Annotated in this window: 12 protein-coding genes; 5 read left to right on the forward strand and 7 right to left on the reverse strand. The window is 70.0% G+C overall.

Going from position 1 to position 12,413, the window contains the following annotated elements; genetic code table 11:
* Positions 1 to 361 precede the first annotated feature (361 nt).
* The 3 genes from ABE488_RS06860 to ABE488_RS06870 form a co-directional block, all read right to left on the reverse strand.
* Entirely contained in the window at positions 362 to 940 is a 579-nt protein-coding gene (locus ABE488_RS06860) for a diffusible signal factor-reguated Ax21 faimly protein (protein WP_346447600.1), read from the reverse strand.
* Between the two features lie 247 nt (positions 941 to 1,187).
* Positions 1,188 to 1,652 carry a tRNA (cytidine(34)-2'-O)-methyltransferase gene (locus ABE488_RS06865; protein WP_346447601.1) on the reverse strand — a complete coding sequence of 155 codons (465 nt, stop codon included), beginning with the start codon at positions 1,650 to 1,652 and terminating at the stop codon, positions 1,188 to 1,190.
* 46 nt (positions 1,653 to 1,698) lie between these two features.
* Positions 1,699 to 2,403 carry an SDR family oxidoreductase gene (locus ABE488_RS06870; RefSeq protein ID WP_346447602.1) on the reverse strand — a complete coding sequence of 235 codons (705 nt, stop codon included), beginning with the start codon at positions 2,401 to 2,403 and terminating at the stop codon, positions 1,699 to 1,701.
* A gap of 294 nt (positions 2,404 to 2,697) precedes the next feature.
* Between ABE488_RS06870 and ABE488_RS06875 the strand changes: the two genes are divergently transcribed.
* The 3 genes from ABE488_RS06875 to ABE488_RS06885 all read left to right on the forward strand — a co-directional run bounded on the left by ABE488_RS06875 (position 2,698) and on the right by ABE488_RS06885 (position 7,022).
* The gene (locus ABE488_RS06875) at positions 2,698 to 5,466 is read left to right on the forward strand and encodes a pitrilysin family protein (RefSeq protein ID WP_346447680.1); all 2,769 of its coding nucleotides are present in this window, start codon (positions 2,698 to 2,700) and stop codon (positions 5,464 to 5,466) included.
* A 77-nt stretch (positions 5,467 to 5,543) separates the two neighbouring features.
* Positions 5,544 to 5,855: a DUF4156 domain-containing protein gene (locus ABE488_RS06880; RefSeq protein ID WP_346441968.1), complete on the forward strand. Its 312-nt coding sequence runs from the start codon at positions 5,544 to 5,546 to the stop codon at positions 5,853 to 5,855.
* Positions 5,856 to 6,005: 150 nt separating this feature from the next.
* Positions 6,006 to 7,022, forward strand: a complete 1,017-nt coding sequence (locus ABE488_RS06885; RefSeq protein WP_346441969.1) for a 3-oxoacyl-ACP synthase III — start codon at positions 6,006 to 6,008, stop codon at positions 7,020 to 7,022.
* 87 nt (positions 7,023 to 7,109) lie between these two features.
* On the opposite strand, the gene ABE488_RS06890 is transcribed toward ABE488_RS06885, so the two are convergent.
* Positions 7,110 to 8,828 (reverse strand): GAF domain-containing protein, encoded by a 1,719-nt coding sequence (locus tag ABE488_RS06890; protein ID WP_346447603.1) that lies wholly within the window; start codon positions 8,826 to 8,828, stop codon positions 7,110 to 7,112.
* A complete protein-coding gene (locus ABE488_RS06895; RefSeq protein ID WP_346447604.1) occupies positions 8,825 to 9,412 on the reverse strand; it encodes a biliverdin-producing heme oxygenase in 588 nt (195 codons plus the stop codon). Before ABE488_RS06895 ends, ABE488_RS06890 begins: the two co-directional genes overlap by 4 nt.
* A gap of 200 nt (positions 9,413 to 9,612) precedes the next feature.
* On the opposite strand from ABE488_RS06895, the gene ABE488_RS06900 reads away from it, so the two are divergent.
* On the forward strand, positions 9,613 to 10,461 hold the full coding sequence (locus tag ABE488_RS06900; protein WP_346442083.1) for an alpha/beta fold hydrolase: 849 nt from the start codon (positions 9,613 to 9,615) through the stop codon (positions 10,459 to 10,461).
* 22 nt (positions 10,462 to 10,483) lie between these two features.
* On the opposite strand, the gene ABE488_RS06905 is transcribed toward ABE488_RS06900, so the two are convergent.
* Both ABE488_RS06905 and ABE488_RS06910 read right to left on the reverse strand, forming a co-directional pair.
* Positions 10,484 to 10,912, reverse strand: coding sequence for a YkgJ family cysteine cluster protein (locus ABE488_RS06905; RefSeq protein ID WP_346447605.1), 429 nt, complete (start codon positions 10,910 to 10,912; stop codon positions 10,484 to 10,486).
* A 108-nt stretch (positions 10,913 to 11,020) separates the two neighbouring features.
* Entirely contained in the window at positions 11,021 to 11,488 is a 468-nt protein-coding gene (locus tag ABE488_RS06910; protein ID WP_346447606.1) for a YiiD C-terminal domain-containing protein, read from the reverse strand.
* A 67-nt stretch (positions 11,489 to 11,555) separates the two neighbouring features.
* Here ABE488_RS06910 and ABE488_RS06915 point away from each other — a divergent pair, with 67 nt between their 5' ends.
* On the forward strand, positions 11,556 to 12,344 hold the full coding sequence (locus tag ABE488_RS06915) for a uroporphyrinogen-III synthase (RefSeq protein WP_346447607.1): 789 nt from the start codon (positions 11,556 to 11,558) through the stop codon (positions 12,342 to 12,344).
* Positions 12,345 to 12,413 lie beyond the last annotated feature (69 nt).

Here is a 12,413-nt window from a genome sequence, read left to right on the forward strand (position 1 = left end):
CCTCGGGGGGCCGCCCGGGGTGCCCCCGCCGGACCCGGGCCCCCACCCCGCGGGCCGCCCAAAACCGGGGTTCTTTGTCAACTTCCGGGCGGCTAATTTCCACTCGGACCCCGGTTTTGATTTAGACCCGCCTTTGCGACGTCTGTACCCGACTCTGGACGCACGCGAACATCACCTGCTGGGATGTGGGGCAATCCCTGGCCAGGACGCCGCGCCGCCGGACGAGCACCTCGATGCGCCCGCTGACTTCGACACGAACCCCAAAAAAAAACCCGGCCGTTTCCGGCCGGGTCGGTGCAGCATCCAGTAGGGGGAGAGGGGACGCGCCAGGGGAAGCGCGGACCGGATGCTGCGGGGACTCTTACCAGCTCAGACGGGGGCCGACGAACCACTGCACGTCGCCGCCCTTGATGAGCTTGACGTCACCGGCGACGCCGAAGTTGGGGTTGAACTTCCACTGCGCGCCGAGGCGGCCGTAGAACTCGCTGTCGATGCCACGGCCGTAATGCTCGTAGCCGGCCAGTGCATAGCCTTCGAGCGCCGGCAGCAGCGCACTGCGCGCGCCCACTTCAACGGCGTAGCCGCTGGCGTCAATGCCCTGACCGAAGTCGATGCTCTGGTAGGCCACGCGGGTCAGCAGATCGGTGCGGTCCGACAGTTCGTGGTTGTAGCCGATGCCCAGCCGCCACTGGTCGCGGTCGCGGTGCACGTTATCGATGCTTTCGCGGGTGTAGTCGCCGAAGGCGTGGAAATTGGGATGGAACGCCGCGGCGCCACGGATCGACCAGCCGTCGGAATCGACGTCGCGGTTGATCGGCGCGATGTCGGCCTTGCTGGCCGAATAGCCGCCTTCGACGTAGTTGTAGGACAGGCCCTGGGCCGCGTTCGCGGCGAACGGAAGGGCGGCGGCCAAGGCCGCGATCGGCAGGATGCGCTTCATGGGGGACAACTCTCTCTCAGTGAATCGGGACAACGAAATCGAACGTCTTGTTGTTTTTATGGACTTGCGCAGATGCGCGGACGCATCGAAAAAGGCCGGCCCGGGTGGCGGGGAGGGGATGGCGCTTCGAGGGGGAGGGGAAGCACGACCACCCGGGCCGTGAACGCATCTTCGGCCCGCGCGCTGAAATCCCGGCTGAATATTGAACTTTCCAGTACAGGAACTTTTGTCCCCGCATTCAGTCCGCTCATGCGCCGCCTTCGAAGCCCTGCTGCCGCCACGCCTCGAAGACGACCACCGCCACCGCGTTCGACAGGTTGAGGCTGCGGTTGCCTGGCCGCATCGGCAGCCGCAGGCGCTGGCCATCCGGGACGGAGGCGAGCACGTCGTCCGGCAGGCCGCGGGTCTCGCTGCCGAACAGGAACGCATCGCCGGGCGCGAAGTCCGGCGCGTCGTAGCGCACGGCATTCCGGGTACTCAGCGCGAACAGCCGAGAAGGCGCGATCGCCGCCAGCGCGGCGTCGAGGGTGTCGTGCACCTGCAACGTCGCGTACTCGTGGTAGTCGAGCCCGGCGCGGCGCAGGTTGCGGTCGTCGAGGTCGAAGCCCAGCGGCCGGACCAGGTGCAGCCGCGCGCCGGTGTTGGCGCACAGCCGGATGACGTTGCCGGTGTTGGGCGGGATTTCGGGCGTGTGCAGGATGACGTCGAACATGGTGCGGGGGCCGGGACGCGGGCCGCCATTGTCCGTGCTTGCGGCGTCACCAGGGCATCGACGCGCCGGTCCAGTCGAGGAACTGGCCGCTGTCGTCGGCCGACAGGCCGTCGATCACCCGCAGCAGGCCGGCGACCGCGTCGTCCGGCGCCTCGCTCGCCTGCTCGCCGCCCATGTCGGTGCGCACCCAGCCCGGGTGCAGCGCGACGACGACGATGCCGCGCTCGCGCAGCGCATGCGCCAGTTGCACCGTGGCCATGTTCAGCGCGGCCTTGCTGATCGCGTAGCTGGGCGTGCCAAAACGGGTGGTGCCGGCGATCGAGCCCAGTTGCGAGGATAGGTTGGCCACGCGGGCGCCGCCCGCCAACCACGGCGCCAGCGCCTGGGTCAGCAGCAGCGGGGCGATCGCATTCGTGCGCAGGCTGTGCTCGAGGGTGTCGCCGTCCAGGTGCCCGAAGCGCTCGCCGCCATGCAGGACGCCGGCGTTGTTGACCAGCAGATCGATCCGGCCGGTCTTGCCGATCGCCAGCGGCAGCTCGCGCACCAGCTCGGCGCGCGAACGCGGGTCGATCGCATCGAGCGGCAGGACCTTGAGGTGGCCAGGGTGTTCGCCAGCGAGTGCGTTGAGTGCTGTCGCGCGCCCTGGCTGCCGGCAGGTGGCGACGACCGGTGCGCCTGCCGCCAGTCGCTGCCGGACGAACTCCAGGCCCAGGCCGCGGTTCGCGCCAGTGACCAACGTCCACTCTGGCATGGCGGCAGACTCCAACGGGGCAGTGCCCCCACCCTAGCCCGCCGGCGATGAGGGCGAAGTCGTCGCGGCCGAGGCGATCGCGGCATGCGCGGCCACCGGCCATGACCTGCGGCCCGTGCCAGCCCACGGGCGTGTGGCTAGGATGGGCGCATCGTCCGCCCCGCGCGGCCCGTTGCTCAGGAATTGCACATGCCCGTCGGTCTTGCCCGTCCCGCCTTCTTCCGTCCCCGCCGCGCTGTGTTGGCGCTGGCCACCGGGCTCGCCCTGGCCGGTGCCGGCCTCGCACCGTCGGCCATGGCGCAGGCATCCGCCCCGGCCGCCTTCGGCGTCGACATCCCCTTTGAGAGCTTCACCCTGCCCAACGGGCTGCGGGTGGTGGTCCACACCGACCGCAAGGCGCCGATCGTCGCGGTCAACATCTGGTACCACGTCGGCAGCAAGGACGAGCCGGCCGGCCGCAGCGGCTTTGCGCACCTGTTCGAACACCTGATGTTCCAGGGCAGCGAGAACCACCACGGCGAGTTCTTCGAGCCCTTCAAGCAGGTCGGCGTCACCGACCAGAACGGCACCACCAACACCGACCGCACGAACTACTTCCAGAACGTGCCGACCACCGCGCTGGACATGGCGCTGTGGATGGAATCCGACCGCATGGGCCACCTGCTCGGCGCGATCGACCAGGCCGCGCTCGACGAGCAGCGCGGCGTGGTCCAGAACGAGAAGCGCCAAGGCGAGAATCAGCCCTACGGCCAGGTGTGGGACAAGCTCACCCGCGCGCTCTATCTCAAGGGCCATCCCTACCACCACGGCGTCATCGGCTCGATGAACGACCTCGACGCAGCCTCGCTCGACGACGTCAAGCAGTGGTTCCGCACCTGGTACGGCCCCAACAACGCGGTGCTGGTGCTGGCCGGCGACATCGACCCGGCGACGGCCAGGCAGAAGGTCGCGCGCTACTTCGGCGATATCCCGGCCGGCCCGACGATGGCCCAGCCGCAGGTGGATGTCGCCCGGCGTAACGCCGACACCCGCGAGACCATGGAGGACCAGGTGCCGCAGGCCCGGATCTACCGCGCGTGGAACGTCGCGCAACTGGGCACCGCCGACCTCGACCACCTGCAGGTGCTGGCCAGCGTGCTCGGCGGCGCGAAGGCCTCGCGGCTCGACAAGCGCCTGCTGCACGACGACCGCCTGGTCGACAACATCAGTGCCGGGGCCTACGGCTCGCAGCTGGGTTCGAACTTCATCGTCATGGCGACCGTCAAGCAGGGCGTGGACCCAGCGAAGGTGGAAGCGGCGATCGAGGAAGAACTCCAGCGCCTGATCGAGCAGGGCCCCACGGCCGAGGAACTCGAGCGCGCCAAGACCTCGTTCCGCGCCGGTTTCGTCCGCGGCATCGAGCGCATCGGCGGGTTCGGCGGCAAGGCCGACGCGCTGGCCGAATGCACCGTCTACGACGGCGACCCGGGCTGCTTTCGCGCGGCACTGGCGAACGTCGCGGCGACGACCATCGACGACGTCAAGGCGGCCGGCGCGACGTGGCTCGATGTCGGCAGCCACACCATCACCGTGGTGCCGGGCGCGCGCACGCCGCTGGCCGAGGAACCCGCGGTCACGCCGGCACCGTTCACGCCGCCAGTGCCCGATCCGAAGTACCGCACCGCGCGCACGGACGTCGATCGCAGCCAGGGCGTGCCCCGGACCACGTCGTTCCCGGAACTGAAGTTCCCCCAGCAGCAGCGCGCGACGCTCACCAACGGCACCCAGGTGATTCTCGCCCGTCGCCCGGAAATCCCGGTGGTGCAACTGAGCTACGAATTCGGCGGCGGCTACACCGCCGACCAGGGGCGCACGCCGGGCACCGCGAGCTTCACGATGAGCGTGCTCGACGAAGGCGCTGGCGGCCTGGGCGCGCTGGACTTCGCCGACCGCGTCGAATCGCTGGGCGCGAGCTTGGGCGCCGGCGCTTCGCTCGACGGCAGCAACGCCTATGTATCGGCGCTCAAAGAAAACCTGGACGCATCCTTGGCGCTGTTTGCGGACATGGTCCGCCGCCCGAACTTCGAGCCCAAGGAGATCGAGCGCATCCGCGCCAGCTGGATCGCCGGGATCGGCCAGGAAAAGGCGCGGCCGTCGAGCGTGGCGATGCGGGTGCTGCCGCCGCTGGTCTACGGCGCCGGTCATCCTTACGCGATCCCGTTCACCGGCAGCGGCGACGAGGCCTCGATCGCCAAGCTCACGCGCGAGGACCTGGTGGCCTTCCATCGCGACTGGGTGCGCCCGGAAGGCGCGACGCTGATCGTGGTCGGCGACACCACGCTCGAGGAGATCGTGCCGCTGCTGGAGAAGCACTTCGGCGACTGGCGCGGCACCGGCACTGCGCCCGCCCCGATCACCGTGCCGGAGGTCGCCCGTCCCAGCGCGCCGCGGGTGTTCCTGATCGACCAGCCGGGCGCGGTGCAGGCCAACATCTTCGCCGCCCAGGTGATCCCCCCGACCAACGACCCAGCCTCCACCCGCTTCGACATGCTCAACACCGTCGTCGGTGGCGACTTCACCGCACGCTTGAACATGAACCTGCGCGAGGACAAGCACTGGTCGTACGGCGCACGCAGCTCGGCGACCGGCACGCTGGGCCAGCGCCCCTGGATGGCTTCGGCGCCGGTGCAGATCGACAAGACCGCCGAGGCGATGGCCGAGATCCGGCGCGAGCTGGCCGAGGTCGCCGATGGCGAGCGTCCGGCCACCGACGCCGAGCTCGCGCGCGCCAAGGCGATCCAGACCCTGAGCCTGCCCGGCGCCTACGAGACCGCGTGGTCGGTGATGTCGACGATCGGCGGCAACCTCCGCTTCGGCCGGCCGGACGACTACGTCTTCCAGCGCAAGGCCGAAATCGAGGCGATGACGGTGACCGACCTGGCCGGCGTGTCGCGCACGTTCGACCCCGCGACGTTGACCTGGGTGGTCGTGGGCGACCTGTCGAAGATCGAGACACCGATCCGTGCGCTCGAGTTGGGCGAGGTCCAGGTGCTCGACGCCGACGGCAAGCCGGTGGCCCGGTGACCGCATTGATCGCGCGTCCGCGCGATGCCCGCCACAATGGCGGGCATCGCGCCCTTCCTCGACTGTCCGGAGTCTCCATGCGCAAGTCCCTGCTGGTTCTGCTGCTGTCCGTGTCCGCCACCGGCTGTACCTGGGTGCACATGGCGCCCGGTGCGAGCGCGGTACGTGTGGTCAACCCGGCGCCGGGCAACTGCGAGAAGCGCGGCGAGGTCGAGGTCTCGGTCAAGCACAGCATCGCGTTCGTGGAGCGCAACGCGCTGCGTGTGCGCGAGGAGCTCGAGACACTGGCGCGCAACGAGGCGCCGGGCCTGTCGGCCGACACCATCAGCCCGCTGGGCGAGCCGGTCGCCGGCAGTCAGCGCTTCGGCGCCTGGCGCTGCGGACGCTGAACACGGTATTCCCCCTGCGGATCGGCCCGCAGGGCATCGCCCGCCCCATCCTCGCGCGGTCGGGCGGCCGACTGCGCGCCCGCAACATGCGTCGCCCTGGCGAAGCGGTTACCCTATGCGGCTCCCTTTGCCACATCCGGCGCCCAGCCCATGCTTTTTGAAAACGTCGCCATCGCCGGCCTCGCCCATGTCGATGCGCCGCACCGTCTGTCCAGCGACGACATCAACGCTCGGCTGAAGCCGACCCTCGACCGCCTCGGCATCAAGACCGACGTCCTCAAGGACATCGCCGGCATCCACGCCCGCCACCTGTGGGACGACGAGACGCTCGCCTCCGACGCGGCGACGCTGGCCGGACGCAAGGCGCTCGCCGATGCCGGCATCGAGGCCACGCAGCTGGGCCTGCTGGTCAACACCTCGGTCAGCCGCGACTTTCTCGAGCCGTCCACGGCGAGCATCGTCGGCGGCAACCTCGGCATCGGCGACACCTGCCAGAACTACGACCTGGCCAATGCCTGCCTGGCATTCGTCAACGGCATGGACGTGGCCAGCCGCATGATCGAGTTGGGCGAGATCGACTACGCACTGATCGTCGACGGCGAGACCGCCAACCTCGCCTACGAAAAGACCATGGAGCGTCTGCTGCATCCCGACGCGACCGAAGAGGACTTCCGCAACGAGCTGGCCACGTTGACCCTGGGCTGCGGCTCGGCGGCGATGGTGCTCGCGCGCGCCGACCTGGTGCCCGACGCGCCGCGCTACAAGGGCGGCGTGACCCGCTCGGCGACCGAGTGGAACACCCTGTGCCGCGGCAACCTCGACCGCATGGTCACCGACACCCGCATGCTGCTGCTCGAAGGCATGAAGCTGGCGCAGAAGACCTTCATCGCCGCACGCGAGGCGCTGGGCTGGGTCGTCGACGAACTCGACGAGTTCGTGATCCACCAGGTCAGCAAGGTCCACACCGCCTCGTTCGTGCAGGCCTTCGGCATCGATCCGAAGAAGGTCCACACGATCTTCGGCGAGCACGGCAACATCGGCCCGGCCTCGGTGCCGATCGTGCTGAGCAAGCTGCGCGAGATGGGCCGCCTGAAGAAGGGCAACCGGGTCGCCCTGCTGGGGATCGGCTCGGGCCTGAACTGCTCGATGGCCGAGGTGGTCTGGTAACCATCGACCTGGCGTCGCGCGCATCGCGCGGGCGCCCGGCGGTCCCAGCATCGCCACAGGCCGGTCGTACCGGCCTGCGACGAGGCGTCAGTTCGCGGTCGCGTGCGCCGGTCCGATCAACGATTGCAGTTCGGCCTCCAGGCCGTTGATCCGCGCCGACAGCTGCGCCGCTTCCTGCGGGCTGACGTGCACTAAACCGTCGAGCAGTTCGGACATCTGCATCAGCCGGGTCCGCTGCTCGCGCACGTCCATGCGCGCGCGATGCGCACGCAGGTCGCCGACCTCGGCATGCAGCACGCTGTGGCGGTAGCGTTCGCGCAGGGTGGCCTGCAGGCGACCGACGATCCGACGGTCGGCATCCGACCACGGCACGCCGACGCCGCGCACGGTCTCGTGCCAGGCGGCAAAGCTCGCCCGCGGACCGATGCGACCGCCATCCTCGTCGATCAGGAACGGCTCGTCCGGGCGACCGGCCCAGCGCACATCCTGGACTTCCTCGCAGCGGAAGAAGAACAGCCATTCCTCGCGTGCCGGGTCGAGCGGCAATGCCAGCACGCCGGCGATGCCATCGGCCTCGTCCAGGTCGCGGCTCCAGTCGGCAGCGGTGTCGGTGCTCACCAGACCGGTGCCCGCATCGTTGCGCTGGATCCAGTCCAGCAGCCCGGGCATCTGGTCCTGGCCGGGCGTGCGTCCGGCACTGTGCCAATGCCCGCCCTGCAGCAAGCCGACGCCGTCGCAGTCGACTGCGCGGGCCAACAGGTCGAGCTCGGTGGACAGCGCCAAGCGCGGATCGATCGCGTTGTCGAGCCGCAGGGCGAGGGTCTCGCGTACACCGCGTGCCGCTTCCTCCAGCGCCAGCGCCCGCTGCTGCTCGCGCGCGGCCACCCGCATCGAGACGAACAGCCCGAACAGGTCGGCCGCCGCACGCACGCCCGGGGGCACGCGGCGCGCCGTGCGGTGGTGGCAGGCGATCAAGCCCCACAACCGGCCCGCAGACACGATCGAGATCGACATCGACGCGACCACGCCCATATTGGCGAGGTATTCCAGATGCACCGGCGAGACACTGCGCAGCGCCATCTGCGCCAGGTCCAGCGGCCCGCCGCGCCCGTCGCGATCGGGCAGAATCGGCACCGGCACATACGTGGCATCGGGGATCACGCGGATGCGGTTGCGCAGGTACAGGGTGCGCGCCTGCACCGGGATGTCGGATGCGGGATAGCGCAGGCCCAGATAGGACGTCAGCGCCGAATCGCGCGACTCGGCGATCACCTCGCCCGAGTCGTCGTGGCGGAAACGATAGACCATCACCCGGTCATAACCAGTCAACAGGCGCACCTGCTCGGCGACCCGCTGGTGGAAGTCGACGATGTCGTCGCTGCCGGCCACGCGCGCGATCATCGCCTGCGCGACCACCGTCGGCGAGCGCTCGGCTGCGCTGCGCGGCTGCGGCTCGATCTCCAGGTGCACCAGTCCATCGACGACGTGCACGCTGACATCGCATAGATGCGCCATCGGGCCGATGTTGCCCACCGCGGCGCGCTGCGGCGGTGCGCCGGATTCGCCAAAGCCGATGGTCTCGGCCACGGCCTGGATCAGGTCGTCGGTCAAGAATTCCCGCAACGTGTGCCGCAACATCTCCTCCGGACCCACGCCCAGCAGCGATTCGATGTTGGCCGAGACATGGTGGATGGTCCAGTCGGGCAAGTGGCAGCTGATCAGGTACCCGTGTGGCTGGATCGCCCCGGACAGGTGGATCGGTTCATTGGCACAGACCTGCAACGCGCGCTCGAGAGCGGTGTTCATGTGGCGGACTCCTGAGCGGGAACGGGGTGGGTCTGGAAACTGCGTTCGAAACAGTCATGCACCTGGACGAACGCATCGCAGGCGCCGCGCTGCAGGCGTGCCATCAGGGCCTCGTCCTCCGGCGCGCACGCCGCGAGACGTTCGAGCACGCGGGCCCAGCCTTCATCGTTCGCATGACGGGTGAGGAACCGCGCGCCGGCCGCCTCGTCGTGACCGAGCGCGAGCGCGTGCCGCAGCAGATAGCGGGCGCCGACGCTGCTGCCGGCCATCACGTAGTGCCAGCCCAGGCGTTCGTCGGCATTGGCGACCGGCGTGCAGACCCCACCCGGCGGCAAGGGGGCCAGCCCGAGCGTCTGCAGATCGCACGCAAGCCAGAACGACTGCCGCGGCAAGGCGCCGACGGCGATCTCGTGGTCGGCCGCAAAGCGATGCATGCCGACCAGATAGCGCGCGTAATCGCCCGCGGTCCGCAACCCGTCGGCGAAGAAGGCGTCCACACGCGCGTGCAGATGCCGCGTCTGGCAACGCAGGAATTGCCTGGCATCGACCCGTGGATCGGCCGGCTGATGGACGCTCGCATTCATCGAAAAAAGCATACCGGGCCGCATCGTCGCCTTCTGTTGGATTCCGACATTGCGTGCAGATCGCCGCACCCTCGGGCAGTTGAGGCCCTGGCGCCTACAATGGCGCGTTTCCACGACCGCGCCGGATCCACGTCACCGTGCAAGAATTTCCCGATTACGACTTCGCCCGCCATCGCCTGGAGGTCCGGCCCGGCATCGGCATGCATTACCTCGACGAGGGCCCGCGCGACGGCGATGTCGTGCTGATGCTCCACGGCAATCCATCGTGGAGCTATTACTGGCGACATCTGGTGCGCGGCCTGCGCGACCGCTATCGCTGCATCGTGCCCGACCATGTCGGCATGGGCCTGTCGGACAAGCCCGACGACGGCCCGCGCGCGTGCCCGCGCTACGACTACACGCTGGACTGGCGCGTCGAAGATGTCGGTACGCTGCTCGCGCACCTGGGCATCGACGGACCGCTGACGCTGGCCGTGCACGACTGGGGGGGCATGATCGGCTTCGGCTGGGCGCTCGCGCATCAGGCGCAGGTGCAGCGCCTGGTGATCACCAACACCGCCGCGTTTCCGATGCCGGCCGACAAGGCGATGCCCTGGCAGATCGCGCTGGGGCGCGACTACACCGTCGGCGAATGGCTCATCCGCGGCTTCAACGCGTTCTCGGCCGGGGCCTCGTGGCTGGGCGTCGAGCGACGCATGCCCGCCGACGTGCGCCGCGCCTACGTCGCCCCGTACGACAGCTGGCGCAACCGGATCGCCACGGTGCGCTTCATGCAGGACATCCCGCTGGGGCAAAACGACCGCGCCTGGCCGCTGCTCGAAGCCGCCGGCCGGGCGCTGCCCGACTACGCCGACCGCCCGGCATTCATCGGTTGGGGCCTGCGCGATTTCGTCTTCGACCGGCATTTCCTCGACGGGTTCCGCAGCGCGCTGCCGCAGGCCGACGTCGAGGCTTTCGACGACGCCGGTCACTACGTGCTGGAGGACCGGCATGCCGTGCTGGTCCCCCGGATCCGCAGCTTCCTCGAACGCCATCCGCTGCCCGCCTAGTTCACGTACGCGCAGCGGCGGTTCAGGCCGCAATGGGCGGCACCGTCGGTGGCGTCGGACTGTGGCCGTTGTCGTCGGGTTCGTCGTCGTTGGCCGGCTCGTCGCGCCAGCGCCAGTCGGCGGCCGACAGCAGCGGCAGGCCATGCGCCAGGCGCGCCCGATCGCACTGGCCGCTGCGCTCGCCGAACTCGAGCGAGGCCTGCACCGCGGCGCAGACCGACGGCCGCACCGGATGGATGGTGCAGCGCGAATACCGGCCGATGTCGGCGTCGAGGGCGATGCAGCGCGGCTGGGCACAGGACGTACCCCGCATCGCGCGTTCGTGCGTGCGCAGCGGTTCGGTCAGCGCCAGCGGGACCGGCCCGCCGAGTTCGGGGTCGGCCTCGCTCCAGTGGAAGCTGATGCGGAAATGCGCACAACAGGCACCACAGGTCAGACACGGATGCGGCATGGCGCGACCGGACGGGAGAAGGCAGGCGGGGCGCGGATTCTCGATCCCTGCGGCGGTGCGCGCAAGGGGGCCGGGGACCACGCCCACGCGGCATTCAGCCCAATGCGCTCAACGGTCGGCGCCGGGCCGGAGAATCGCGGCGTAGCGGGCCTGCATGCCAGTCGCGACTGCGCCATCGGGCAGCACCACCTGCGCGGCCAGTTGCACGCGTGCACGGCCCCGGGTGCGCAGGGTCCGTACGAACGTGTCCCAGTCGCCGTCCGACAGCACGGCCTCGGCCTGCAGGTCGTCGCACAGCGGCGCACGGTAGCGGATCTGCGAATCGGCGACGTAGACATCGGCATCGAGTCCGGCGGCTTCGGTGCGTAGCGTGGTCAGCCCCCAGCCGGCGAGCGTCATCAGCGACACCAGGCTGCCGCCGAACGCCGACCCCTTGTCGTTGACGTGCTCGGCGAGCGGCGCGCGCAGGCGCAGGCGCTCGCCATCGAAGCCGGCGATGTCGATCCGCATCGCCGCGACCGGCGGCATGGAAGCGTAGTGCGCCGCGAGCCGGCGCAGCGGTTCTTCGTGTTGCATCGGGTGTCCTGTCGGGGGGAGAGTCGTCCGGCTTGCGCCGTTCCCCGGCAGCCACCAAGCTTCGCGCATGCATGTCGCGCCGGCTTCCTCGCTTCTGGCGGGATACTACGTCATCTCGCTGCGCCCGGTCGGGGCCCACGTCGCATTGCGGCGCGCCGCCGCACGCCTGGGTGCGCGCACGTTCGCACTGTCGCCTTGGCGCATCGCCCAGCGCGACGGCGACGCCGTCCGCGCCTCGCTGCAGGCCGCGCTCGAGGCCGAGATCGTGATCTTCTCCAGTCCGCCGGCGGTGGCCGCGGCCGCGGCCTTGCAGCCCCTGCTGCGCCGCGCAGGCCAGGACTGGCTTGCCGTCGGGGCCGGCACGGCCGCAGCGCTGGCGGCGCGCGGCGTGGCCGAAGTCCGCGCGCCGACGCGCATGGACAGCGAGGGCCTGCTGGCGCTGCTGCCACTGACCGACCTGGCGGCGCGCAGCGTCGGCCTGGTCACCGCGCCCGGCGGCCGCGGCATGATCGCGGCCGCACTCACGGCCGCAGGCGCCCTTCTGCGGCGCGCCGATGTCTACGCGCGGGTGCCGGTCCGGCCGTCCGCGCGCCGGCTGGCGGTCCTGCAGACCTTGCCCGACCCCTGGCTGTTGCCGGTCAGCAGCGGCGAAGCGCTGACGACGCTACTGGCCGACCTGCCCGATCCCGTCCGTACGCGTCTGCAGCGCGCGCAGGCGCTCGCGGCCAGCGAACGGCTGGCCGTGCTGGCGCGGACACTGGGATTTGACGACGTGCGCGTCGCCGCCGACGCCCGCCCGGCATCCCTGCTCGCGGCCGCATCGCCCGCCACGCAGGCGCGTGCGCACGTATCCTGAATGGCGCTCCCATCCACCACGGAGCCATCACGATGCTGTCAGGCACCGTAGTCTGTCTTCGCATCGCCT

It is taken from the genome of Luteimonas sp. TWI662 (assembly GCF_039673825.1).
Lineage (GTDB): Bacteria > Pseudomonadota > Gammaproteobacteria > Xanthomonadales > Xanthomonadaceae > Luteimonas.